At 72.3% G+C, this 20,627-nt stretch carries 29 protein-coding genes; 12 read left to right on the top strand and 17 right to left on the bottom strand.

The features are described 5' to 3' along the window. Positions 1–9 precede the first annotated feature (9 nt). Positions 10–768 carry a lysophospholipid acyltransferase family protein gene (locus tag ACTJK8_RS05465; RefSeq protein ID WP_440761625.1) on the top strand — a complete coding sequence of 253 codons (759 nt, stop codon included), beginning with the start codon at positions 10–12 and terminating at the stop codon, positions 766–768. Positions 769–835: 67 nt separating this feature from the next. Continuing rightward, positions 836–1,972: a glycosyltransferase gene (locus ACTJK8_RS05460; protein ID WP_012321935.1), complete on the top strand. Its 1,137-nt coding sequence runs from the start codon at positions 836–838 to the stop codon at positions 1,970–1,972. A gap of 46 nt (positions 1,973–2,018) precedes the next feature. Here ACTJK8_RS05460 and ACTJK8_RS05455 read toward each other — a convergent pair whose 3' ends face one another. Next, a complete protein-coding gene (locus ACTJK8_RS05455; RefSeq protein ID WP_012321934.1) occupies positions 2,019–2,630 on the bottom strand; it encodes a hypothetical protein in 612 nt (203 codons plus the stop codon). Positions 2,631–2,954: 324 nt separating this feature from the next. After that, positions 2,955–3,308 (bottom strand): divalent-cation tolerance protein CutA, encoded by a 354-nt coding sequence (cutA, locus tag ACTJK8_RS05450; protein WP_012321933.1) that lies wholly within the window; start codon positions 3,306–3,308, stop codon positions 2,955–2,957. Between the two features lie 143 nt (positions 3,309–3,451). Here cutA and ACTJK8_RS05445 point away from each other — a divergent pair, with 143 nt between their 5' ends. Both ACTJK8_RS05445 and ACTJK8_RS05440 read left to right on the top strand, forming a co-directional pair. Then, positions 3,452–4,219: an NAD kinase gene (locus tag ACTJK8_RS05445; RefSeq protein ID WP_020090865.1), complete on the top strand. Its 768-nt coding sequence runs from the start codon at positions 3,452–3,454 to the stop codon at positions 4,217–4,219. Positions 4,220–4,221: 2 nt separating this feature from the next. Next, the gene (locus ACTJK8_RS05440) at positions 4,222–4,704 is read left to right on the top strand and encodes an N-acetyltransferase family protein (RefSeq protein ID WP_440761650.1); all 483 of its coding nucleotides are present in this window, start codon (positions 4,222–4,224) and stop codon (positions 4,702–4,704) included. A 10-nt stretch (positions 4,705–4,714) separates the two neighbouring features. Here ACTJK8_RS05440 and ACTJK8_RS05435 read toward each other — a convergent pair whose 3' ends face one another. From ACTJK8_RS05435 to ACTJK8_RS05410, 6 genes are all read right to left on the bottom strand, one after another. Continuing rightward, positions 4,715–4,915, bottom strand: coding sequence for a hypothetical protein (locus ACTJK8_RS05435; RefSeq protein ID WP_012321930.1), 201 nt, complete (start codon positions 4,913–4,915; stop codon positions 4,715–4,717). 36 nt (positions 4,916–4,951) lie between these two features. Continuing rightward, positions 4,952–5,320, bottom strand: coding sequence for a DUF6481 family protein (locus tag ACTJK8_RS05430; protein ID WP_012321929.1), 369 nt, complete (start codon positions 5,318–5,320; stop codon positions 4,952–4,954). A 124-nt stretch (positions 5,321–5,444) separates the two neighbouring features. After that, positions 5,445–5,654 carry a cold-shock protein gene (locus ACTJK8_RS05425; protein ID WP_012321928.1) on the bottom strand — a complete coding sequence of 70 codons (210 nt, stop codon included), beginning with the start codon at positions 5,652–5,654 and terminating at the stop codon, positions 5,445–5,447. A 370-nt stretch (positions 5,655–6,024) separates the two neighbouring features. Then, positions 6,025–7,164, bottom strand: a complete 1,140-nt coding sequence (locus tag ACTJK8_RS05420) for a beta-ketoacyl-ACP synthase (protein WP_012321927.1) — start codon at positions 7,162–7,164, stop codon at positions 6,025–6,027. 7 nt (positions 7,165–7,171) lie between these two features. Continuing rightward, positions 7,172–7,651 (bottom strand): 3-hydroxyacyl-ACP dehydratase FabZ family protein, encoded by a 480-nt coding sequence (locus tag ACTJK8_RS05415; RefSeq protein WP_063110358.1) that lies wholly within the window; start codon positions 7,649–7,651, stop codon positions 7,172–7,174. 22 nt (positions 7,652–7,673) lie between these two features. Continuing rightward, on the bottom strand, positions 7,674–7,982 hold the full coding sequence (locus tag ACTJK8_RS05410; protein ID WP_012321925.1) for an acyl carrier protein: 309 nt from the start codon (positions 7,980–7,982) through the stop codon (positions 7,674–7,676). A 301-nt stretch (positions 7,983–8,283) separates the two neighbouring features. Here ACTJK8_RS05410 and ACTJK8_RS05405 point away from each other — a divergent pair, with 301 nt between their 5' ends. Further along, entirely contained in the window at positions 8,284–9,402 is a 1,119-nt protein-coding gene (locus ACTJK8_RS05405) for an AI-2E family transporter (protein ID WP_012321924.1), read from the top strand. 13 nt (positions 9,403–9,415) lie between these two features. Here ACTJK8_RS05405 and ACTJK8_RS05400 read toward each other — a convergent pair whose 3' ends face one another. Further along, the gene (locus ACTJK8_RS05400) at positions 9,416–9,907 is read right to left on the bottom strand and encodes a thermonuclease family protein (protein WP_234741058.1); all 492 of its coding nucleotides are present in this window, start codon (positions 9,905–9,907) and stop codon (positions 9,416–9,418) included. 222 nt (positions 9,908–10,129) lie between these two features. Between ACTJK8_RS05400 and ACTJK8_RS05395 the strand changes: the two genes are divergently transcribed. Further along, entirely contained in the window at positions 10,130–10,408 is a 279-nt protein-coding gene (locus ACTJK8_RS05395) for a hypothetical protein (RefSeq protein ID WP_012321922.1), read from the top strand. 26 nt (positions 10,409–10,434) lie between these two features. Here the strand turns inward: ACTJK8_RS05395 and ACTJK8_RS05390 are convergent, their stop codons facing one another. After that, positions 10,435–11,115 carry a L,D-transpeptidase gene (locus ACTJK8_RS05390; RefSeq protein ID WP_012321921.1) on the bottom strand — a complete coding sequence of 227 codons (681 nt, stop codon included), beginning with the start codon at positions 11,113–11,115 and terminating at the stop codon, positions 10,435–10,437. Positions 11,116–11,286: 171 nt separating this feature from the next. Between ACTJK8_RS05390 and ACTJK8_RS05385 the strand changes: the two genes are divergently transcribed. Beyond that, the gene (locus ACTJK8_RS05385) at positions 11,287–11,727 is read left to right on the top strand and encodes a VOC family protein (protein WP_012321920.1); all 441 of its coding nucleotides are present in this window, start codon (positions 11,287–11,289) and stop codon (positions 11,725–11,727) included. Here ACTJK8_RS05385 and ACTJK8_RS05380 read toward each other — a convergent pair whose 3' ends face one another. Next, positions 11,728–12,171 carry a cyclic nucleotide-binding domain-containing protein gene (locus ACTJK8_RS05380; RefSeq protein WP_012321919.1) on the bottom strand — a complete coding sequence of 148 codons (444 nt, stop codon included), beginning with the start codon at positions 12,169–12,171 and terminating at the stop codon, positions 11,728–11,730. A gap of 61 nt (positions 12,172–12,232) precedes the next feature. Here ACTJK8_RS05380 and ACTJK8_RS05375 point away from each other — a divergent pair, with 61 nt between their 5' ends. Further along, positions 12,233–13,066, top strand: a complete 834-nt coding sequence (locus ACTJK8_RS05375) for an electron transporter (RefSeq protein ID WP_052516977.1) — start codon at positions 12,233–12,235, stop codon at positions 13,064–13,066. Between the two features lie 16 nt (positions 13,067–13,082). Here ACTJK8_RS05375 and ACTJK8_RS05370 read toward each other — a convergent pair whose 3' ends face one another. Then, a complete protein-coding gene (locus ACTJK8_RS05370; RefSeq protein WP_012321917.1) occupies positions 13,083–13,280 on the bottom strand; it encodes a hypothetical protein in 198 nt (65 codons plus the stop codon). Positions 13,281–13,520: 240 nt separating this feature from the next. On the opposite strand from ACTJK8_RS05370, the gene ACTJK8_RS05365 reads away from it, so the two are divergent. Continuing rightward, positions 13,521–13,709, top strand: coding sequence for a general stress protein (locus ACTJK8_RS05365; protein ID WP_010683678.1), 189 nt, complete (start codon positions 13,521–13,523; stop codon positions 13,707–13,709). A gap of 164 nt (positions 13,710–13,873) precedes the next feature. Here the strand turns inward: ACTJK8_RS05365 and ACTJK8_RS05360 are convergent, their stop codons facing one another. Together ACTJK8_RS05360 and ACTJK8_RS05355 are read right to left on the bottom strand one after the other, a co-directional pair. After that, a complete protein-coding gene (locus ACTJK8_RS05360) occupies positions 13,874–14,137 on the bottom strand; it encodes a hypothetical protein (protein WP_234741055.1) in 264 nt (87 codons plus the stop codon). A 546-nt stretch (positions 14,138–14,683) separates the two neighbouring features. Next, positions 14,684–15,487 (bottom strand): response regulator, encoded by an 804-nt coding sequence (locus tag ACTJK8_RS05355; RefSeq protein ID WP_012321915.1) that lies wholly within the window; start codon positions 15,485–15,487, stop codon positions 14,684–14,686. A gap of 174 nt (positions 15,488–15,661) precedes the next feature. Here ACTJK8_RS05355 and ACTJK8_RS05350 point away from each other — a divergent pair, with 174 nt between their 5' ends. Further along, a complete protein-coding gene (locus tag ACTJK8_RS05350; RefSeq protein WP_234741054.1) occupies positions 15,662–16,000 on the top strand; it encodes a NepR family anti-sigma factor in 339 nt (112 codons plus the stop codon). A 206-nt stretch (positions 16,001–16,206) separates the two neighbouring features. Here ACTJK8_RS05350 and ACTJK8_RS05345 read toward each other — a convergent pair whose 3' ends face one another. Next, positions 16,207–16,383, bottom strand: coding sequence for a DUF1328 domain-containing protein (locus ACTJK8_RS05345; RefSeq protein ID WP_007568853.1), 177 nt, complete (start codon positions 16,381–16,383; stop codon positions 16,207–16,209). Positions 16,384–16,588: 205 nt separating this feature from the next. On the opposite strand from ACTJK8_RS05345, the gene ACTJK8_RS05340 reads away from it, so the two are divergent. Both ACTJK8_RS05340 and ACTJK8_RS05335 read left to right on the top strand, forming a co-directional pair. Beyond that, entirely contained in the window at positions 16,589–16,765 is a 177-nt protein-coding gene (locus ACTJK8_RS05340; protein WP_012321913.1) for a hypothetical protein, read from the top strand. A 271-nt stretch (positions 16,766–17,036) separates the two neighbouring features. After that, positions 17,037–17,915 carry an MBL fold metallo-hydrolase gene (locus ACTJK8_RS05335; protein WP_440761649.1) on the top strand — a complete coding sequence of 293 codons (879 nt, stop codon included), beginning with the start codon at positions 17,037–17,039 and terminating at the stop codon, positions 17,913–17,915. Between the two features lie 13 nt (positions 17,916–17,928). Here ACTJK8_RS05335 and ACTJK8_RS05330 read toward each other — a convergent pair whose 3' ends face one another. After that, positions 17,929–18,708 carry a DUF1499 domain-containing protein gene (locus ACTJK8_RS05330; RefSeq protein ID WP_024828341.1) on the bottom strand — a complete coding sequence of 260 codons (780 nt, stop codon included), beginning with the start codon at positions 18,706–18,708 and terminating at the stop codon, positions 17,929–17,931. Between the two features lie 67 nt (positions 18,709–18,775). Then, on the bottom strand, positions 18,776–20,608 hold the full coding sequence (locus ACTJK8_RS05325; protein WP_053622358.1) for an AsmA family protein: 1,833 nt from the start codon (positions 20,606–20,608) through the stop codon (positions 18,776–18,778). Between the last annotated feature and the right edge of the window lie 19 nt (positions 20,609–20,627).

The raw sequence follows: 20,627 nt of genomic DNA, 5'->3' as shown, positions 1-20,627 counted from the left end.
CGCGCCTTCATGGTGGCGTGGTTCGAGCGCTACCTGCACCGCCACCTCGACGCCCTGCGGCTGCCCCTGTGGAGCGCGCCGCCCGTCGCGAGCCATCCCGGCGCGATCGTGGTCTACTGCAACCATCCGGCGTGGTGGGACGCCGCGCTGATCATCGTGCTGGCCGGTCGCCTCTATCCGGAGCGGGCGAGCCGCGCGCCGTTCGACGCCGCGATGCTGGCGCGCTACCGCATCTTCGAGCGGATCGGCGCCTTCGGCGTCGACCTCGACAGCCCGCGTGGGGCGGCGCAGTTCCTGGCCGCCGCCCGGTCGATCCTGGGGGCGCCCGACGGCATGCTCTGGATCACCGCGCAGGGCCGCTTCGCCGATGCCCGCGCGCGTCCGCTGGCCCTGCGTCCCGGCGTGGCGCGGCTCGCCGAGATCGCCCCCGACGCGCTCTTCGTCCCCCTCGCCGTCGAGTACACCTTCTGGGACGAGCGCGGCGCGGGGGCCTTCGCGGCCTTCGGGCCGGGGATCGCCGGATCCGAGCTCGCCGCGCTCCCGCGCGACCAGCGCCTCGCGCGCCTGGAAACCGACCTGACCCAGACCCTCGATCGCCTGAGCGCCGACGTGATCAGCCGGGACCCGGCCCGCTTCCGCACCCTGGTCTCCGGCCGGAAAGGCGTCGGCGGCCTCTACGATCTGTGGCGGCGCCTCGCGGCCCGGCTCTCCGGCCGACGGTTCGATCCGGCGCACCGCGCGGCGGGTGGACAGGATCGCGCCGGATGAAACCTTCCGCTCGCGTCCGGCCCCGTGCGATGCCTCATCGCGGCGCGACACCTTCCCGGCGGGGATGATGACCGACTCGATCCTCACGGTCCTGGCCCTGCTCTGCCTGATCGCGGCCCTCCTGCCGGCCGCGCTGGCGGCGGTAAATCTCTCGGTCCTGCGCCGGCCCGCGGCGGAGAGCGGCGCGGGCCTCGTCTCGATCCTGATCCCGGCGCGCAACGAGGCCGGCAACATCGACGCCACCGTGCGGGCGGCGCTCGCCAGCGTCGCGGTTCCGGTGGAGGTGATCGTCGGCGACGACCATTCCACCGACGCGACCGCCGAGATCGTGCGCGCCGTCGGAGACCCGCGCCTGCGTCTCGTCTCGGTGCCGCCCCTGCCCGAGGGATGGACGGGCAAGAACCACGCCTGCAGTCACATGGCCGGGATCGCCCGCGGCGACCACCTGCTGTTCATCGACGCCGATGTGCGGCTCGAGGCCGGGGCGGCCGCCGCCCTCGCGGCGCAAGCCCACCACACCGGCGCGGCTCTCGTCAGCGGCGTGCCCCGGCAGCGGACCGACACGGTCGGCGAGATGCTGACGGTGCCGATGATCGACTTCCTGCTCCTCGGCTTCCTGCCCGTGCCGCTGATGCGCCGCCTGTCGGACCCGTCGCTCGGCGCGGCCTGCGGTCAGTTGATCCTGATCGAGCGGGCTGCCTACGCGGCCACCGGCGGCCACGGCGCGATCCGCACCTCCCTGCACGACGGGGTCCGGCTACCCCGGCTGCTCCGGGCCGCGGGCTACCGGACGGATCTCGTGGCCGCCGCCGCGCTGGCCACCTGCCGGATGTACGAGGGCTTCGCCCAGGCCTGGGCCGGCTTCTCCAAGAACGCCCACGAGGGCATGGCCACGCCCCGCGCCCTTCCGATCTGGACCCTCCTCCTTGGCTGCGGCCAGGTTCTTCCGCCGATCCTCGTCCTGGCCGGGCTGCTCGGGCTGCTGCCGGCCTCCGCCCTGGCCCCGGCCGCGCTGGCCCTCGGCCTGTCCCTGGCGACCCGGACGGCCGTCACCGTGGCGGTCCGGGCGCCGTGGGCGACGATCCCGCTCCATCCGGCGGCGGTCGCGGTGGCCCTGGCGATCCAGTGGAACGTGCTTCTGCGCCGGGAGCGGGCCGGCGCGGCGACCTGGAAGGGCCGCAGCTATCCGGTGAGCGGCGGCTGACCCGCGCGGGCCGGCGGACCGGAGGGTGCCGGCCCGCGCCCGGGCCTCACGGCTGGGACGGCTGGCACGGATCGGTGGAGCGGGCCTTCCCGGCCTGCGGTTTCAGGGAGACGATGAGCTGGACGTTCGGCACGTCGCCGACCTGCCGGGTCAGGTGTCCGACGTGGCCCTCGGGCCCCTGCGGCGTCGATCCCATGTCGGCGTTGAACTCCACCTCCCCGGGGCCCTGCTCCAGCACAGCCCCGTCCGTGGCCTCCACGGACCAGCGGCCCGACAGGGTGATCACCCATTGGGGACCCGGCGCCGTGTGCCACGTGCCGACATAGCCGACCGGCAGGACCGCGTACTTGATCGACGTCACCTCACCCGGCGGAAAGCCGACATATTGCGGCGCTGCCGGAGGCGCGTAGCTCTTGAAGATGAAGTTCTTCAGGTCGCAATACTGGACATGACTGTGGCCCTTGTCGTCGGCATAGAGCACCCCGTACCGCAAGGCGGGCGGGTCGGCCGATGCGAGGCCGGCCGGACCGGACGGCGCCGGCGCGATGGTCATCAGCGGCTCGCTCTTCGGCGCCCCGGCCGCGTGCCCGTGCAAGACACTTACGGCCGACGCGAGCAGGGCCAGCTCGACCCGCCCAGCATTCCTGAACCATCCCATGATTTCCCCTCCGCGCCGTCTCGCGCACGGCGAACGCGCGAAGATTTTCTAGGTCGTCAGATCCACATAACGCAATCTAACACCCAGCTTGCCTGGAAAGATTGCTTATGATCATAAATCTATTCTGGATACTATACTGGCGGATGAACAGGGTTTGTTCACACATATCGGGATTCACGGGCGCGGCGTCGGTACTGCTCTCCGATGGGCCGTCGAGGCGACCGTACCGGCGGCGCGGCGCGCTTGTCCACAGCCGTCTGCCCGCCGGTCCGGGGCCTTGCCAGGACCGGCCGGGGCGGAAGCGACGCGGCTCGGTCGGGTGGGTCAGTCCGCCTGAGGCCCGGCGCCGGCCGGCCCGCAGGGCCGCGTTTCCGCCAGGATCCAGGCGGCGGTGTCGGCGTCCGCCCCGGCGACCGGCAGATGCAGGATGATCGGCGTATCGTAGGGGTGGCGCGCCTTCAGCGCGACCGCCAGCGCGTCGGCCAGCCCCTCACGGCTCTTGAGGATGGCCGCGACCTCGGCGCCACGCTCCACCGCGCCCTTCCAGCTGTAGACGGACTGCATGCCCGGGAACACGTTGATGCAGGCGATGAGACGCTCGCGGACCAGGGCCTCGCCGATGTTCATCGCCGAGGCGAGGTCGGGGAAGGTGGTGTAGACGAGGAGCGGACGCTCCATGCTATGCCTCCGTCGGCGCGTGTGCTCGCGGAGTGAGGCGCATGCCGGGTAAGGACGTCAACCGGGCGGTTCGCTCGCCAGACTGGAGCCGTGACGTGAACCCTGAGGCGATCCCGACGCGCCTGCGCGGCTGCGCCTGATCCATGCCGCGCTTCCAGAAGATCGCCTTCGTGGCGAGCCCGACCGGCTACGCCCGCGAGGCCGCGGCCGCGCTGATGCGGCGCTACGACCACGTCCCGCCCGAGGAGGCCGACGTCGTCGTGGCCCTCGGCGGTGACGGCCTGATGCTCCAGGTGCTGCACCGCTTCATGGACCACCCGAAGCCGATCTACGGGATGAACCGCGGCACGGTCGGCTTCCTGATGAACGAGTTCCGCGACGACGATCTCCTGGAGCATCTGGAGAATGCCCAGCGCAGCGTCATCCACCCGCTCGTGATGGACGTGCTCGATACGGAGGGCCGATCCCACCGGGCGCGGGCGATCAACGAGGTCTACCTGCTGCGCCAGACCCACCAGACCGCCAAGCTGAAGATCGCCGTCGACGGCAATGTCCGGCTCGATCTGCTGATCGCCGACGGCGTGCTCGTCGCCACCGCGGCGGGCTCGACGGCCTACAACCTGTCGGTCGGGGGCCCGATCCTGCCGCTCGACGCCAAGCTGCTGGCGCTGACACCGATCTCGGCCTTCCGCCCCCGACGCTGGCGCGGCGCGCTCCTGCCGGACTACGCCCGGATCCGGATCGACGTCCTCGACGCGCCCCACCGCCCGGTCGCGGCGGTCGCCGACCACACGGAGTTCCGCCGGGTCTGCACGGTGGAGACGTCCCTCGACCGGGCCACCGAGCTCGTGCTGCTGCACGATCCCGGCCACAGCCTCGACGAGCGCATCCTGCGGGAGCAATTCGGGTGAGTCTGCACATCCGGGCCGCGCGGGCGGCCGACCGCGCGGCCATCACCGGCATCATCGTGCCGACCATCCGGGCCGGCGAGACCTACGCGCTGGACCGCGACCTCGGCGAGGCCGAGGCCCTCGCGTACTGGACCGGCCCCGACCGCGAGACCTTCGTGGCCGAGGAGGCGGGCACGGTGCTCGGCACGTATTATCTGCGCGCGAACCAGGCGGGCGGGGGCGCCCATGTCGCCAATTGCGGCTTCATGACCGGCGCGGCCGCTATCGGCCGCGGCGTCGCCCGGGCCATGTGCGCGCACGCCCTCGATCGGGCGCGGGCGCGGGGCTTCACGGCGATGCAGTTCAACTTCGTGGTGAGCACGAACGTCCGGGCCGTTCGCCTGTGGGAGAGCTTCGGCTTCGATGTGGTCGGCCGGTTACCGGGCGCCTTCCGGCACCCGGACCTCGGGCCGGTCGACGCGCTGGTGATGTTCCGGACGCTCTGAGGCGCCCGGATCAGGGCCGCGGGGCCGCGACGAGGTCGCCCTCGCGGATCGCCCGCTCGCCGGTCTTCGTGCGGATCCGGTAGCTCGGCTCGCCGGTCTGATCCTCCGGCATGAGCCGCAGGATCTCGAACACCTCGCCCTCGCCCGTCTCGCCCGGGATGCCCAGTCGGGGTCGGCAGACGCGCTCGCCGATCTTGAACTTGTGGGACATGCCGGGCTCCTGGACAGGTATGGCTGCGGTCGCGCCTCAGCGCTTCTTCTGAGCCTTCGCCTTACGGGCGAGATAGCGCGCGTCGCGCTGGGCCTTCTGCTCGGCCTGCAGCGCCTTGGCGCGCTCCTGGGCGGCCAGTTGCTCGGCGTGCTTGCGCTCGATCTCGGCGAGGCGTTCGGCCTCGGCCAAGGCGGCGGCGCGCTCGATCTCGGCCTGACGCTGGGCAGCGCGTTCGGCCGCGCGGGCCTCGCGGGCATCGACCACCGCGCGGCGGGCGGATTGGCGGGCGAGGACGGCCGGGTCATCGGCGGACGGGCGCGCCCGGAACCGGGCCAGCATCTCGGAGCGCGCCTTGGCGGCGGTCTCGAGGCGATCGGCGACACCCTGCTTGTTCAAAAAGCTCACAGACACTCCTGGATCGGGTGCGGCGAAGACCGTCACCCGCAGAGGGGAAAGTAGAAACACGACGGCAGATACGAAGAAGCCGCTCCCAGAGGAGCGGCTTCCGGAGAAACGCTGAGGACGGCGATCAGGCCGTCTGGAGCTGACCGGCGGACTGCTTGCCGCTGCGACGGTCGGTCTCCAGCTCGTAGGAGACCTTCTGGCCCTCGTTCAGGCCGCGCAGGCCGGCGCGCTCGACGGCCGAGATGTGGACGAACACGTCCTTGCCGCCGTCATCCGGCTGGATGAAGCCGTAGCCCTTGGTCTCGTTGAACCACTTGACGGTTCCGGTGCTCATGGAAGTCCTTGATCTTCGCAGGCATAGTGAGAGATGGCGCCCTCCCGAAGGAGCGGGCGCCGGCATCGACCGATAGCGATAGGAAAGTCAGAACCGCCCTGCGAAGGCGTAACGGTCCAAGATATCCGGACACGTGCCGATGCGGTAGAAGTAGACCGCCGGCGGTTCTTTGGCAAGCGCGGGGAAATATTTCCCCCGGCCAGCGCCGCAGCGATGCGGGAAATTCTTTCCGCAAATTCCGGTTGAGCAACGCCAGAACGGTCGCTTGAACAACGGGATAAGGGATTTCGATGCGGCGCGGCCGCGCGAAATCTGTGCTGCCGACCGGACGATCGGACGCGGCCGGCGCGCACCCGGGCGGCGGGTTCGCTCAGGCCGGGACGAGGCGCAGGACACCCTCGCCGCGCCGGTGGCCGACGGCGGTCACGGCGACCTCGCGGGCGCGGCCGTCGGCGACGAGGGCGGCGGCGAGCGCCGCCCCGAAGGGCGCCGCCACCTCGAGCCCGTGCCCGATCACGTCCCCGAGGGCACGCAGGCGCGCGCGCGGCGCGAGCTGCGCCAGCGCCGCGCGCTCCTCCGCGGTGATCGGGGCGACGCCGGTGGCACCGGACAGGACGTGGTCGGGAGCCGAGAGGCCAGCCCGCCGCCAGAGGGTCTCGAGGCTGCCGGCGACGCTGCCCGGCACGCGCCGGGTCCGGTCACTCGCCACCGGCTCCAGCCGGGCCAGGGCGCGGGCGCCGCGGGCGGCGGCGTGCGCGGCGGATTCGAGCATCAGGAAGGCCGCACAGCTCCCGAGGATGAACCCGCCCGCCTCGCCACCCGCGTCGCCCCGCGCGAAGACCGGGCGGTAGGCGTCGCGGGCGAGATAGCCGCCCATCTCGTGGATCACCAGAACGTCCGGCCGCTCGGCGCTGTAGGAGCCGCCGACCAGGATCGCGTCGATCTGGCCCGAAGCCACCCGCGCCTGGGCGATCCGCAGGGCGTCGACGCCGGCGGATTCCTCGCCCATGAACGTGCGCGAGGCGCCCGTCACCCCGTGCACGATGGCGATGTTGCCGGCGAGCAGGTTCGAGAGCTGGGCGAGGAACAGCGTCGGACGGAGATCGTTCTGAAGGCGCTCGTTCAGGTAGGCGCCCGGATCTGCGGCGTCGCGCAGACCGGTCAGGATCGCGCCGTCCGCCGCGTAGTCGCGCTCGCCGCCGCCCGCGGCCACGACGAGGTGAAGCGCCTGCTTGAAGGCGGCGTCGTCCTTCACGCCCGCCTCGTCGAGGGCGAGGCCGGCGGCGTAGACCCCGAGCCGCTGCCACGCCTCCATCTGCCGCTGGTCGCTGCGCTTGGGGATCTGGCCGTCCCACGCGATCGCCGGGGCCGGATGGACCGGATAGGGCGCGAAGGTCTCGCTGTCGGTGCGCGGGGCAGCCTCCCCGGCGAGGGCGGCCAGATGGGCGTCGACGCCCTCACCCGCGCAGGAGACGAGGCCGAGGCCGGTGACGACGACGGGGCGGCTCATGGCTGACTCAGGGCTCGCGTTCGGCCGGCGCCGAATCGGGAAACAGGCCGATCGTCCGCGCCCGCTCGCGCATCGGCGCGTCGAGCCCGTCCGGGAACGGCATGGTGCGGAAGCGGAGCTCCGCGTCGCACAGCGCCTTGCCGTCGTGGCTGATCGCCGCCCTGGTCACCGCGTAGCCCGAGCCGTCGTGCTCCAGGGTCGCCGTGACGAGGAGGTCCGCGCCGGGCCCGACGAAGGACCGGAAGCGCGCCTTGTCGACCCCGGTGAGGAACGGCATCCGGGCGAAGTCGAGATGGGCGAGCACGAGGTACCCGGAGGCCTGGGCCATCGTCTCGGTCAGGAGCACCCCCGGCACGAGGGGATGGCCGGGGAAATGCCCCTCGAAGACCGGGCTCGCCATCGGAACCCGGGCGAGCGCCTCGATGCGGCCGGCGGCCCTGTCGAGGAGCCGCACGGAATCGATCATCTCGAAATATTCGAGGCGCATGACGGGTCGGATCGGCCTTGGTTCAGACCTTGGCGGCCTTCTCGGCCACGAGGCCGTCGATGCGCGCGCACAGGTTCTTGAGGACGAAGTACTCCTCGGCCGGGACCTTGCCCTCGTTCACCTCCTGGGTCCACCGCTCGAGCGGCAGCTTGATCCCGAAGGCCTTGTCCACCGCGAAGGCGATGTCGAGGAAGGCGAGGCTGTCGATGCCGAGGTCGTCGATGGCGTGACTCTCGGGCGTGATCTTGTCCCGCGGGATGTCGGCGGTCTCGGCTATGATGTCGGCCACGCGCTCGAAGGTGGCGCTGCCGTGGACGGGCTCGTCGGACATGTCTACTCGCGGGCTGTTCGAGTTCCGGATCGGTCGTGCGGGAGCCCCCTCGCCGCCCGGGCAGCCCGGCGCAAGCGCCCCGCGCGGCCGCCCTACGCGTGGACGGGCCCTGGAACGCGGCCCGGTCGAATGGCGGCGACCTCTACACGAGGGTGTCAGAAGCGGCAACCGCGGCGCTTCCCCGGCGTTTCAGCGCCTGTCCACAGGCGTGCGCTGCCCGGTGCGGGGGCGCGCGTACGCTCCGGACGCGCGGGCCCTAGCTTGACGGCGAGACGAGGCGCGTCCTCAGGAGACCAGACGGATGCCACCGATCACCAAACCCGCCGCGCCGCCGGCGCGGATCGAGACGCCGCCGCTGCCGCCGCAGGAGCGCGCGCGCTCCCAGGGAGCGGCCCGCGTCCTGCTGGTCCTGGCCCTGACGGCCCTGGGCCTCTGGATCCTGCACGAGTTCCTGCCGGCGCTCGCCTGGGCGGTGGTCCTGGCGATCGCCCTCTGGCCGATCTACCAGCGGCTGGAGCACCGCTTCCCGCCGGGCAAGCACAACATCCTGTTGCCCACGCTGATGACCGCGGCCGTGGCGCTGGTCTTCCTGGCGCCGCTCGCGATCCTCGGCATCCAGGCCGCCCGCGAGGCCCACGACGTGGCGGAGTTCGTCCGGAACGCCGAGGCGAACGGCATCCCGGCTCCGGAATTCCTGCAGCACCTGCCCTACGGCGCCGCGCAGGCGACCGCGTGGTGGAACGACAATCTGGGCCACGCGCAGGCGGGCTCCGACCTGCTGCGCCGCTTCGAGAATCACTCGGTGCTCGGCGCCTCGCGCAATGTCGGCCGCGAGGTGGTGCACCGGATCGTGCTGTTCGGCTTCAGCCTCGTGGCGCTGTTCTTCCTGTTCCGCGACTGGCGGACGGTGCGGGACCAGTCGCTCACCGCCTGCCACCGCCTGTTCGGACCGCGCGGCGAGCGCGTCGCCCGCCAGATGGTGGCCTCGGTGCACGGCACGGTCGACGGGCTGGTGCTGGTGGGCCTCGGCGAGGGCTTCGTGCTGGGGATCGTCTACCACTTCGCGGGCGTGCCCCACCCCGTTCTGCTCGGCGCGTTCACGGCGGTGGCGGCGATGATCCCCTTCGGCGCCGCCGTGGCGATCGCCGTCGCGGCGCTCCTCCTTGTGGCGGCGGGGTCGGTGACGGCCGCTCTGGTGGTGGCGGCGGCGGGCCTCGTCGTGACCTTCGTGGCCGACCACTTCATCCGTCCGGCGCTGATCGGCGGCACGACCAAGCTGCCCTTCCTGTGGGTGCTCCTCGGCATCCTCGGCGGCGTCGAGACCTTCGGGCTGCTCGGCCTGTTCGTCGGGCCGGCCGTGATGGCCGCCCTGGTCTTGCTGTGGCGAGAATTCACCGAGGGACAGGACGCGACGGCCTGAGTCGCGCGAGCCGCTAGTCGGCCGCGCTCGTCCCGGCCGCGGCCTCGACCCGGCGCCGATCCTGGCGCCAGTCGGCCGGCTTCTCGAAGGTGCCGGCCCAGATGCCCCGGCGGGTCGCCCAGGCGTGGCCCTCCTGGCGGATGTAGGGGGCCGTCACCTGGCGGCTGGCCAGCGCCAGACCCTGGCCCACCATCCAGGCGGACAGATCCTCGCCCTGGACATGGCAGATCCCGGCGACGCGGCCGGCGACAGTGCCCTCGCGCCGCTCGCAGGTGACCACGCCGCCGCCGATCCGCGCGCGCAGGGCCTGCGCGGCCTCGCGGCCGCAGCGATACTCCCGCCCCTTGGCGGTCTCGCAGCTCTGCGCGGTCTCGGGGGCGTCGATGCCGTAGAGATGGATGCGCGTGCCCTGCACCTCGATCGTGTCGCCGTCGATGACGGTCGCCGGGCCGCTGACCGTCCCGGCCGCGGCCGCGGGGCCGCAGAGGAGGAGCAGGGCAAGCATCGGTCTGATCATAACGGGGATGTCCACGCGGGTGGCGAGAATCTGGTGACGAGTTCGTCGAGCCCGAGACGGTGCCCGGCCAATGTGGCGAATTTGCCGGGCGACCGAATCGGCCTCGCAGGCGCGCCGCCGAGTTTCGGCCGTCATGGTTGCCAAAGCGTTCCGCCCGCCGGAGCGAAGCTTGGCAACGGAACGACGGCCCGGAGCCGCTCGTTATGAGTCATGACCTTCCTCAAGACCCTGCTGGCCAGCCTGGCCCTGTGCGCGGCTCTCCTGGTCTGGGCCGGCTTCGCGATCGGTCCGGAGCGGCCGACCGGCAGGACCGGACCCGGCCTGACCGCCGCCGCGGTGCTGGCCAGCGACGGCATGGCGCCGGACGGTCGGCCGGGCGGGCCCGCCGCGGACGGTGGCGGCCTGGACCGTGCAGCTCTGGCCCGCCTCGCCGGACGCGTCTCCGGAGAAGTCCGCGACGCGTCCGCCGCGGCAGCGCCGGCCGGCTGACCGGCCCGGCGATCGGCGTCGGCCGCTCAGGTCCGGTACTTGCCGTTGCGCTTGATGAGAACGCGGGTGCCCACCGGCACGCGCTCGTACAGGTCGGCGATATCCTCGTTCAGCATCCGGACGCAGCCCGACGACATCTGCTCGCCGATGCTCCAGGGCTCGTTGGTGCCGTGGATGCGGAACAGGATGTCGCGGTTGCCCTGGTAGAGGTAGAGGGCGCGGGCGCCGAGGGGGTTGTCCAGGCCGCCCTTCCGGGTGCGCGGCAGGTCGGGATGCAGCGAGACCATCGTGACGGTCGGGCTCCAGTCCGGCCAGACGCCCTTGCGCCCGACCCGCGCCTCGCCCTTCCAGGAGAAGCCGGCCTTGCCCACACCGACCCCGTACTGCATCGCCGTGCCGTCGGCCTGGACGAGGACGAGCTGACGCTTGTCGATGTCGACCACGATCGTCCCCGGCTGCTCGGGACCGTTGTAGCTGACCTGCTGCCGGCGATACTTCGGATCGAGGCGCTGCGTGTCGACCAGCGGAATATCGAAGGGCTTGTCGGGTTTGCTGCCGATGTACCAGGCCGACTCGTCGTCCTGGGCAACTTGGACCGGACGGGTCTGGCACGCCGCCAGGGGGGCGATCGCCACGACGGCGAGGAGGACTCGCGAGAGAACGATCCGGCGCAGGCGGCTCCAGGCCGAGGGAAGCGTGGCGATCATAGGTCCTGTCGTGCGGGATACGGTCGTCGCGCCATGCCTACCGTCTCCGCGCCTGTGACGATGTAGCTTTTCCGCCGCAGCCGGCCGCGCGCGGGCCGCTCCCGCGGCCACGGTTGCGCCCTAATTCTGAATCGCAGAGGCGCTCTATTGCGCCCGGCGCGGAGGTGAGCGATGCCCGAGACCGAAACTCTTCCGACCGAGGCGACGGTCGCCCCGGATGTCCCGCTCAGACCGGCGATTCACCTCGATCACTGCGTGATCCACGTCAGCGACTGGGCGCGCTCCAACACCTTCTACCGGGACGTGGTGGGTGCCGAGATCGTCGAGCGCGGCGCCGGCTTCGCCTACCGGTTCGGCGGCGTCCAGCTCAATTGCCACGGCCCGGGCGTCGAGGCCGTGCCGGTGGCGGCGACTCCCGTCCAGCCGGGCAACAGCGACCTGTGCTTCCGCTGGTCGGGCGCGATCGAGACCGCGATCGCGCATCTCGAGGCCGCCGGGGTCCCGGTGGAACTCGGCCCGGTGGAGCGGCACGGCGCCGCGGGTGCGGGGATCAGCGTCTACTTCCGGGATCCGGACGGCTCGCTCCTGGAGTTCATCACCTACGCGGGATGATCAGCCCCGGCTCTCGGCCAGCGCCTGATTGGTCTGCTCCAGCCGCAGCGCCAGCACGCGCATCAGGGCGATGCTGATCTGCGGAAACTGTGCCAGGAGTTCCAGGAACACGCCGCGGTCGATGCGCAGAGCGGTCACCGCGGATTGCGCCGTCACGGTGGCGGAGCGGGGCTGCTCGGCCAGGATGCCCATCTCACCGACGAGGGCGTCCTGGCCGAGGAGCGCCAGCCGCACCGGCCCGGCGGGACCGTCGATGCTGACCTCCGCCGTGCCCGAGAGGATCACGTAGGCCGCATCCGCCACGTCGCCGCGGGCGAAGAAGCGTTGCCCCGGCTCGAAATGGACCCGCTCGCTGGTGAAGGCGAGGAGCTTCAGGCGCGCCGGCTCCACCTCGCGGAAGAGCGGCACCTGCTTCAGGGAGGAAACCTCGGTGTCGAGGGTCATTCGGGGGCTCCGCGACGGGTCTCACGCCCAGGACGGCGGGGCCGGACGGGCGCGCTTATCCATGCGGTTCGTCAGGCACTTGTCCAGCCCCGCGCCTGCCGCAACCTGTCGGTGTGGTCTGGGCGCCGTCCTGACGGTGGGCCTCGCCCTGGCCTCGGGCCCGGCCGCGGCACGCCTCGTCCAGGCCGATCTCGCCCGCGTCGCGGTCGCGCCGCCCCCGGGTGCCCGGGCCCCGCTCGACCTCGCCGCGACCGACGCGCGCACCGATCGTACGACCACTCTGGGGCAGGCCGTCGGGGGCCGCGCGGCCCTGCTGCTACCGGTGGACTACACCTGCGGGAATGTCTGCGACCCGATGCTGTCCATGTCGGCGGACGCCCTGGCGGCCACGGGCCTCCCGATCGACGACTACGCCCTCGTGCTGGTCGGGATCGACCCGCGCGACGACGCCGCGGCCGCGCGCCGCATGCTGGCCGAGACCCTCGGGGACCGGGCGAAGACCGTCCGGCCCCGGGCGCTCCTCGTGTCGGACGGCGCGCTGGCGCGCCTCACCGGCGCGCTGGGCTACAAGGCGGTGTACGATGCCGGGACCGACAGCTTCGCGCATCCCGCGGCGGCGCTTCTCCTCGCCGCCGACGGCCGGCTGTCGCGGGTCCTGTCGCCCCTGGCGCTGACCGGGCGCGACCTCCGCCTCGCCCTGATCGAGGCCGGAGAAGGCCGGATCGGCAGCATCGCCGACCGGCTCACCCTGCTCTGCTACGGCTACGATGCCGCGCGCGGTATCTACACGCCGCTGATCCAGCGAATCCTGACGGTAGCCGGGATCGTCACGATCCTGGCAATCGCCCTCCTGATCGCGGGCCTGACGCGCCTCGCGCGCCGGCGTCAGGCCTGAGACCTCTCCGTTCGACTCAGCGCTTCGTGGCGAGGCCCAGACCGCCGGGAGGGGGCGCGTCGCGCTTGAGACTGGCATTCAGGTGCGGCGAATCCGTCGGCTCCTCGCGCGTGGTCGGCGTGGCGGAATCTTCCGGCGCGGGCATCGGCGGCAGCGGTGGCGTGTTCGGCCGCGGCGCCGAGGCCTCATCCTTGACCATGTTGCGGTTCGTCATACGCGAAAACCTTTCCCTCGCGCCGCGCGGCGGCGCCATCCACCCGGAACAAGCCGCCGAACCTCCGGGGCAGCCGGAGCGAACGCGGACATCAACCAGCGTCGAATGTCGACCAACGCGGGACACAAGTCCGGGTTGCTGCCAAGCTTAGCTGGCGGAAGCTTGAGCAGGTCTCAGGATAGGAACCTTGGTTATTGCTGAAGGTTGTTGCGGGGTGAAGCGAAGCCTGAGGAGGAACTGATGGCATCCGGGAATTCGACCTCGAAGCGGGGCTTTGCCTCGATGGATCTGGAGCGGCAGCGCGAGATCGCCAGCAAGGGCGGCCGCAGCGTGCCGGCCGAGAAGCGCTCCTTCTCGCAGGACCGTGAGCTCGCCTCGTCCGCCGGCCGCAAGGGTGGCCAGTCCACGGGGACCGGCCGGGCCGAGTGAGGCCGCTGCCGAACCGAACCGCGTAGCGGCGCCGCGTCCCCCGGGACCGGCGCCGTTCTCGATTCCGGCCCCGGGCCGAGAGAGTCGCGCCAGCGTCGTTCGCACAGCAAAAGGCCCCGCCGAAACGGCGGGGCCTTTTGCTGTGCGGCTCCCGTCGGCGCCGATCAGGAGATGCAGCGGCCGGGGGTCATGCGCCGCGCCTCGGGGCCGACCAGTGAACTCAGGGCCGCCTCGCACCCCTCGCGCATCCGCCGCGGCGGCTGCCGCAGGATCGGCTTGATCTCGAGATCCTGGGCCTCACCCGCGACGGGCGCGTTCCGGCTCTCGAGCCGCTGCACGCCCGCCACCCGCGTCGGGCTGATCGACAGGGAGACCGGGCGCATTCCGGGCAGCGGGGCCTGAACGGTCTGAGCCGTGGGAACCGGCATCGTCCAGCGATCCGCCGTGTCGCGAACCACCGGCTGGATCAGAACGGTGAGAAGAGCGGCAGGAGCACTCACGCCCAGAATGAAACCAGACCGCAGCATCGCCCCGACCTCATCGCGAGAGCTTGACAGGATGTTCGTACAACGCGCCCTGCAATCGCAGGTTCCTAGACTGTGCCGCGTCTACGCATCCTGAGTATTCGAACGCAGCTCGGCCGTTGGTGCGGCGGCGCACGCCCGCTATCCACAGACCCGAACCGTTGCCGAAAAACCACTCGCTACGAAAAATCACCCGCCCTGGAACCTCCTGGGCCGGCACCCGTTCCCTCTGCACCCGGCCACCTGGTCCTCCCCGCATTCCCCTTGTGCATCGGCCGGAACCTTCGCGACGGGCTGGAGCCTTCTCCGGCCCGTTTTTTTGCGCGCGTCCGGACATGGGCGGCGGCCAGGCAACAAAAAACCCCGGCTCGCGCCGGGGCTTTTTTGTTGCCACCGTTCCCGGTCGCGGGCGGCCCGGGCGAACCCCGGGCGCGACCCGACAGGCCGGCCTCAGGCCGTCTTGGCTTCGCGCCGACGGGCGGTCTGCTGGAAGAACAGCGCCTGGCTGATCACCGCCGAGACGTTGGCGGGCTGGAACGGCTTGGCGATGAGGAAGGCCGGCTCGGGCCGCTCGCCGGTGAGGAAGCGCTCCGGATAGGCGGTGATGAAGATCACCGGCACCTCGAAGGACTTCAGGAGGTCGTTCACCGCGTCGAGGCCGGAGGAGCCGTCGGCGAGCTGAATGTCGGCCAGGATCAGGCCGGGGCGCTTGCCCTCGCCGGCGATCTTGATCGCCTCGGTACGGGTGCGGGCAACGCCGATGACGTTGTGGCCGAGACCCTCGACCAGAGCCTCCAGATCCATCGCGATCAGGGGCTCGTCCTCGATGATGAGGATCTCGGTCGCCATGTCGGCGGCGAGCTCACGGCCGGCCTCGTCGACGAGGTCGCGAACCTCGGACACGTCCACGCCGAGGATGATGGCCGCGTCCTCCTCCGAGAAGCCCTCGAGGCAGGAGAGCAGGAAGGCCTGGCGCGGCAGCGGCGTGATCTGACCGAGGCGCACCTCCGCAGGCAGGTCGTGCTGAACCTGCTCGCTGCGGCCGTTGACCGAGAGCGAGTTCCAGATCCGCGTGAAGACGCGGAACAGGTCGGCCTTGATGTTGGTGCTGCGACCGAGCGTGTCCGGCTCGTTGACGAGGGTCTCCAGGGTGGCGGCGACGTACGCGTCACCCGCCACTTGGCTACCCGTGAGCGCGCGCGCGTAGCGGCGCAGGTACGGCAGGTGCTGTACCACGAGTTGCGATGTCGACATTCGATCCCCTGTGCCTCGCCGTGTTGCCCGGCCGCGAGCGCCTCGATCCGTTACCGAGGGCCTGCCGGGGCCGGCTCTGTGTCCTGCGCAGCCTACCGCCCAACGCGGAGGCCCGCACTCCGTTCCACCCCCCGGCGGAACCGATGCCGGCGCGCAGGCGTTGCCGGCGCAGCCATGGCGTATGTCGAGCCGCAGCACAATGCGGCCGGGCCGACTTCGGCAACAAGGGGCGTGTTGATGGTGGACCAGGGGAAGGAGGCAGGTCTTCGCGCGCGCGACCCGCACGCCGAGACTGCTTCGGATCGCTCATCGGCGCCCGAGAACAGCTCCGGTGACGCATCCGCTTCCGACCAGCCCGACCGCGCCCGGAGCAGGAACGGCCTGAGCGATCAGACCCGCAATCGCATCGCCGCGCAGTTGCGCGCGATGTACGACACGGTCACGCAGCAGCCGGTCCCCGACCGCTTCGCCGAGCTGATCGCACAGCTCGACAGCGCCGACCGCAAGGGCTGAGCCGCCGACGCATTGATCGGCCTGCATGCGAGCAGCGCTCGGACCGCCCCCACCTGTCCTCACACGATCGTGGAGACCGGCCCGGCCAATCACCATCGCGCGCGGCGGCATCATCCCGACGGAAGAAGCCGCCGCCCTGAGGCGACGGCTTCTCCTGCGTGCCCGTGCGCCGGCCCGCGTTCGGGGCCGGCATATCCGGTCAGTCGTCAGAGGGTCGGCGAACGGCCCCGCATCAGGCCGACGACGGCGGAGATCGCGAACAGGACGATCGCCACGAAGAACACCAGCTTGGCCGCTTCCATAGCGGTGCCGGCGATGCCGCCGAAGCCAAGCAGAGCGGCCACGAGGGCGACGACGAGAAAAGTTACGGCCCAACCGAGCATGGTTCGTATCCTTAGAAAGTACCAACGCGGGCGGGCCGCGTCGTTCTGAACACGAAAACGCCAAGGTTTAGCTCCGGTTCCGCCCCTATTGCGAAGTCCTGTGAGTCCCTACGGCCGCGCGCGCCGTCCGCGACACGGGGTGACGGAACGAGACAGGGGCGCTAGCGTTCGAAGATAGGTCTCCAGGCTCGATCCGGGATTTGCGATGCTGCAATCTGCCAAGAGTGCCGTTCGATCGAAGGCCGCCGCGATGGCGGCGCGCGTGACCGAGATCGTCGACAGGGCCGGCGATGCCCTGCGCGCGGCCGCGCTCGGACTCGTGCCGGCACCGGCGCCCGTACCGGTCCGCGTGCGCGCGCGCCAGCCGCGCCGGCAGGACTGACCGCACGGCGGGCGCGCCCCGCGGGATCGGACGCGGCCCCCTCCGCGTCCATCCGGCTCGGCGCGCGGTGGGATCGCCACCCCGGCCGCGATGGCCAGCACCGCGGACGGGTCCTGACGGCGACCGACACTCCCTTTGCCGTGGCCGCCGATCCGCACAGCCTTCGGGGTGATTGCCACGCGGCCGCCGAGCGTCCATGGAACCGCCGTTTCGATCGCACGGGATCGCGATGGCGGACACCGACGAGACCACCCTGACCTTCGATCCCTCGATGCCTCCGGCCGGCCGGCTGGACCGGGTCGCGCCGCTGATCCGCCGACGGGTCGCGCCGAACGGCGGCCCGTTCACGGCGAGCGGCACCTGCACCTACGTGGTGGGCCAGGAGCGCGTCGCGGTGATCGATCCGGGCCCGGACGATCCGGCCCATGTCGACGCGCTGCTTCAGGATCTCGGCACCGAGCGGGTCGAGGCCATCGTGGTCACCCACACCCATCGGGATCACTCGCCCGGAGCAAGGCTGCTCGCCGCGCGCACCGGCGCGCCGATCGTCGGATGCGCGCCGCACAGGGCCGCGCGGGTCCTGTCGGAAGCGGAGACCCCGATGCTCGACGCGAGCGCCGACCGGGCGCACGCGCCGGAACGGATCATGGTGGAGGGCGACGCCGTGTCCGGCCCGGGCTGGACCCTCGTGGCCGTCGAGACCCCCGGTCACACGATGAACCATCTCGCCTTCGCGCTGCCGGAGGCGCGGGCGCTGTTCTCGGGCGACCACGTCATGGCGTGGTCGACGACGATCGTGGCCCCGCCGGACGGCGCGATGCGGGCCTACATGGAGTCCCTCGACAAGCTGCGCGGCCGCGACGAGGCGGTCTACTGGCCGGGGCATGGCGGCCCGGTGCGCGAGCCCGCCCGGTTCCTCCGGGGACTGGCCGGGCACCGCCGCCAGCGCGAGGCGGCGATCCGCGCACGGCTGGCAGCCGGCGACGGGCGAATCGCCGACATCGTCGCGGCGATCTACCAGGGGCTCGACCCCCGGCTCCGCGGCGCGGCGGCCCTGTCGGTCTTCGCCCATCTGGAGGATCTGGTCGGACGCGGGCTCGCGTCCTGCGACGGCGCCCCCCGGCTCGACGGCACTTACGCGCCGGCCTGAGGCGCGCGGCGGCTCACTTCACCGCGAGGGCGAGGTTGGCGACGTCGTCGAGATAGGCCCGGATCCGGTCGGCGTTGCTGCCGAAATCCCGGCCGCCGAGCCGCGAGGCCGAGCGCACGTCGATCCGCGCCCCGTCGGCACGGGGGCGGATGCGCACGGTGACATCGTCGGGCAGGTTCAGGATCAGCCCCCGGGCCACGGCCTCGATCCGGCCGTTGCCGGTCCGGCCGCCCGGCCGGATCGCCTCGACGATCTGCCAGTGCCGCTTCAGGGCCGCCTGCCGGGCGAGTTCGAACGCCTCGTCGGCGCCGATATCGAGGGTCAGCGGCGCGATCTGCGGATAGGCGCCGCGCTGGCTCTCGCGTGCCGCCGGGCTCGGGTCCGCCGGGTAGCGTCCGCCGCGGGCCGCGAAGGCCGCCCGCGAGCGCGAGAAGGCCGGCGGATTGTCGATGTCGGTGGTGATGTCAGACAGGGCCGGCAACCGCAGGCCGCGCAGGCCCAGGAAGGCGGGGTAGCCCAGCACCGCCAGCGCGAGGACCAGCCCGGCGAGGGCGGCCCCGAGGCCGCGGGCGCCCTCGCGCCAGACCCGCACGAAGGCGAAGATCGCGGCCGCGGCCGCCAGCATCGCGACGCCGAGTCCGGCCAGGAGGGCCACGAGGGCGGCGTTCGTGTCGGAGCGCGGATCCCGGACGAGGACGAGGGCGATCCCGGTGGCGATGACGGCGAACACGGCGAGCCGCCGGGCCAGCGGCCCCGCGCGGGTGACGGGTTCCTCGATGAGCAGACGGCGCATGGGGATCATGGAGGCGTTCGAGGCCTGATCTTAGAGCTTGGCCGGGGCCGGCACCATGGCGCGGCCGTCACGGGGCATAGGCGCGGGCGTTGCCGGGCAGTCCGAGCGTCGCGGGCAGCTTGAGCGGATCGGGGAGCATCGCGTCCCCGTACCGGCCGGCCGGATCGGAGGCCTCGCTGTGGGCGACCGTCTGGGCCGTCAGGGCGCTCCAGGGCCCCGTGACCGCGAACAGGATCCCGCGGGAGGCGTCGCCGGGCGGGCGCAGGACGAGGTCGCCCTTGGCATCGAGCCGCCGCTCCGGCAGCGAGACCTGACCGTGCAGGGTCGCCCCGACGCTCGGCCCCAGGAGCCCCGATTCGGCGATCTCGCCCACGCCGTCGACGAAGCGCAGCGTCACCACGGCCCGCTCAAAGGCCGTCCGGCCGTTCCGGCGCGCCAGGGCTCCGGACGCCACCGCACCGTTGCGGTGGACGACGTCGGCGAGGTCGAGGCCGGCGATGGCACCGCCGTCCATGGCGAGCGTGGCCCGACCATTCAGATGCGCCAGCAGCCCGGCCGTGTCGCGGGCCCTGGAATCGAGGGCGAAATGCCCCTGCACGGGCCCGATGACCCACCGCGCCGCACCGATCTCGCCGAGGAGCGCGCCGAGATCGACGCGATCGAGGCTCCCCTGCGTGCGCAACTCGGTCGCGGCCGGGTCGGCGCCGCTCGTCAGGTTCACGCGCCCCTTGAACGTGCCATCCTGGATCCGGGCCCGGTTCACCGCCACTTCCAGGGCGGCCTCCCGCACCAGGACGCTCGCCGCCAGATCCTGCACCCGGACCGCGCCGGCGCGTCCCTCGGCCGCCGACAGGCGCAAGTCGAGGTCGCCCCGCGTGAAGGGCGCCAGGGCGATCGACACGGGCGCGGGGTCGAGGAGTCGCGACAGATCCGCGACGAGCGGCGTGAGATCGAGTGTCTCGGCCGCCAGGGTCGCCTGCACCGAGAGGCGCGGCGCCTTGCCGGGCCCGAGTGCGACGGCGCCGGCCCCCTCGAGCACGTTCTGGCCCAGGCCGATGCGCAGGCTCGGCCACGAGACGGACCGCTCGGCCGTCTCGAACCGGCCGTCGACCGAGAAGGCCCCGGCGAGCGGCGCCAGCGGCACGTCACGGCCGATCCAGGCCAGGCTCTCCGGCAGGGATCGCGTCTCGAACCGGACCTGCCCGGACATGACGGGCAGCGCGCCCCCCTCCGCGGGCGGCGCCAGCGTTCCGTCCGCCGCGAGGCTGCCGTTCGGCCACGTGATCTCCGCGGTGAAGGGGCTGCCGCGGCGCTGGGCCAACGCGGCCGGACGCAGGTGAGTCAGGGCGATCCGGGTCGGTACGCCCCGCCAGATCAGGCTGGCCCGGCCCTCGGCGGCCCTGCCCCAGAGCGGCCACGCGATGTCGAGGTCGATATCCCGGGCCGCGTCGCCGGCGGCGAGGCGCGCGTCGCGCAGGACGATCCGGCGCGGCCGGGCCGTCTCGCCGGACCGGGCCTGCTCGGCGAGGCGCGCGAGGGCTGCGTCCCAGCCGACGGGATCGTCCGACAGCCGCGCGCCCTCCAGGCGGAGGCCGCTGACGGCCGCGCGCCCCCCGAGGAGGCTCAGCGGGTCGAGGTCGATGGTCAGGCGGCCCTCCTCCGCCAGGACCGGGCCGGCGGAACCGGCGGCGAGCCGGACGCGGTCGAAGGTCAGGCGCGGCCAGGGCAGCACCGCGAGGCGCGCCGGCCCCTCCAGCGTCAGACCGAGGCCGTAGGCATCGAAGGCGCGGCGGGCGAACGCGGTGACCCGGCCGTCCTCCACGGGCCAGTCGCGCAGGCCGAGGCCGGCAGCGATCAGGCTCCCGAGAGCGAGGACGAAGATCGGGCGGCGCAGCGACATCATGCTCCGAAGGGGCGGC

The sequence above is a fragment of the Methylobacterium sp. 22177 genome (assembly GCF_052045615.1).
Lineage (GTDB): Bacteria > Pseudomonadota > Alphaproteobacteria > Rhizobiales > Beijerinckiaceae > Methylobacterium > Methylobacterium radiotolerans.
The sequence above is the reverse complement of the archived record's forward strand: the minus strand, read 5'-3'. Positions and strand labels throughout refer to the sequence as shown.

What these genes read in the sequence shown, in the direction of transcription:
- ACTJK8_RS05465 (WP_440761625.1), top strand. Translation starts at nt 10, where the DNA reads ATGGTGGCGTGGTTCGAGCGCTACCTGCACCGCCACCTCGACGCCCTG.
- ACTJK8_RS05460 (WP_012321935.1), top strand. Translation starts at nt 836, where the DNA reads ATGACCGACTCGATCCTCACGGTCCTGGCCCTGCTCTGCCTGATCGCG.
- ACTJK8_RS05455 (WP_012321934.1), bottom strand. Translation starts at nt 2,630, where the DNA reads ATGGGATGGTTCAGGAATGCTGGGCGGGTCGAGCTGGCCCTGCTCGCG.
- cutA (WP_012321933.1), bottom strand. Translation starts at nt 3,308, where the DNA reads ATGGAGCGTCCGCTCCTCGTCTACACCACCTTCCCCGACCTCGCCTCG.
- ACTJK8_RS05445 (WP_020090865.1), top strand. Translation starts at nt 3,452, where the DNA reads ATGCCGCGCTTCCAGAAGATCGCCTTCGTGGCGAGCCCGACCGGCTAC.
- ACTJK8_RS05435 (WP_012321930.1), bottom strand. Translation starts at nt 4,915, where the DNA reads ATGTCCCACAAGTTCAAGATCGGCGAGCGCGTCTGCCGACCCCGACTG.
- ACTJK8_RS05425 (WP_012321928.1), bottom strand. Translation starts at nt 5,654, where the DNA reads ATGAGCACCGGAACCGTCAAGTGGTTCAACGAGACCAAGGGCTACGGC.
- ACTJK8_RS05420 (WP_012321927.1), bottom strand. Translation starts at nt 7,164, where the DNA reads ATGAGCCGCCCCGTCGTCGTCACCGGCCTCGGCCTCGTCTCCTGCGCG.
- ACTJK8_RS05415 (WP_063110358.1), bottom strand. Translation starts at nt 7,651, where the DNA reads ATGCGCCTCGAATATTTCGAGATGATCGATTCCGTGCGGCTCCTCGAC.
- ACTJK8_RS05410 (WP_012321925.1), bottom strand. Translation starts at nt 7,982, where the DNA reads ATGTCCGACGAGCCCGTCCACGGCAGCGCCACCTTCGAGCGCGTGGCC.
- ACTJK8_RS05405 (WP_012321924.1), top strand. Translation starts at nt 8,284, where the DNA reads ATGCCACCGATCACCAAACCCGCCGCGCCGCCGGCGCGGATCGAGACG.
- ACTJK8_RS05400 (WP_234741058.1), bottom strand. Translation starts at nt 9,907, where the DNA reads ATGCTTGCCCTGCTCCTCCTCTGCGGCCCCGCGGCCGCGGCCGGGACG.
- ACTJK8_RS05395 (WP_012321922.1), top strand. Translation starts at nt 10,130, where the DNA reads ATGACCTTCCTCAAGACCCTGCTGGCCAGCCTGGCCCTGTGCGCGGCT.
- ACTJK8_RS05390 (WP_012321921.1), bottom strand. Translation starts at nt 11,115, where the DNA reads ATGATCGCCACGCTTCCCTCGGCCTGGAGCCGCCTGCGCCGGATCGTT.
- ACTJK8_RS05385 (WP_012321920.1), top strand. Translation starts at nt 11,287, where the DNA reads ATGCCCGAGACCGAAACTCTTCCGACCGAGGCGACGGTCGCCCCGGAT.
- ACTJK8_RS05380 (WP_012321919.1), bottom strand. Translation starts at nt 12,171, where the DNA reads ATGACCCTCGACACCGAGGTTTCCTCCCTGAAGCAGGTGCCGCTCTTC.
- ACTJK8_RS05375 (WP_052516977.1), top strand. Translation starts at nt 12,233, where the DNA reads ATGCGGTTCGTCAGGCACTTGTCCAGCCCCGCGCCTGCCGCAACCTGT.
- ACTJK8_RS05370 (WP_012321917.1), bottom strand. Translation starts at nt 13,280, where the DNA reads ATGACGAACCGCAACATGGTCAAGGATGAGGCCTCGGCGCCGCGGCCG.
- ACTJK8_RS05365 (WP_010683678.1), top strand. Translation starts at nt 13,521, where the DNA reads ATGGCATCCGGGAATTCGACCTCGAAGCGGGGCTTTGCCTCGATGGAT.
- ACTJK8_RS05360 (WP_234741055.1), bottom strand. Translation starts at nt 14,137, where the DNA reads ATGCCGGTTCCCACGGCTCAGACCGTTCAGGCCCCGCTGCCCGGAATG.
- ACTJK8_RS05355 (WP_012321915.1), bottom strand. Translation starts at nt 15,487, where the DNA reads ATGTCGACATCGCAACTCGTGGTACAGCACCTGCCGTACCTGCGCCGC.
- ACTJK8_RS05350 (WP_234741054.1), top strand. Translation starts at nt 15,662, where the DNA reads ATGGCGTATGTCGAGCCGCAGCACAATGCGGCCGGGCCGACTTCGGCA.
- ACTJK8_RS05345 (WP_007568853.1), bottom strand. Translation starts at nt 16,383, where the DNA reads ATGCTCGGTTGGGCCGTAACTTTTCTCGTCGTCGCCCTCGTGGCCGCT.
- ACTJK8_RS05340 (WP_012321913.1), top strand. Translation starts at nt 16,589, where the DNA reads ATGCTGCAATCTGCCAAGAGTGCCGTTCGATCGAAGGCCGCCGCGATG.
- ACTJK8_RS05335 (WP_440761649.1), top strand. Translation starts at nt 17,037, where the DNA reads ATGCCTCCGGCCGGCCGGCTGGACCGGGTCGCGCCGCTGATCCGCCGA.
- ACTJK8_RS05330 (WP_024828341.1), bottom strand. Translation starts at nt 18,708, where the DNA reads ATGCGCCGTCTGCTCATCGAGGAACCCGTCACCCGCGCGGGGCCGCTG.
- ACTJK8_RS05325 (WP_053622358.1), bottom strand. Translation starts at nt 20,608, where the DNA reads ATGTCGCTGCGCCGCCCGATCTTCGTCCTCGCTCTCGGGAGCCTGATC.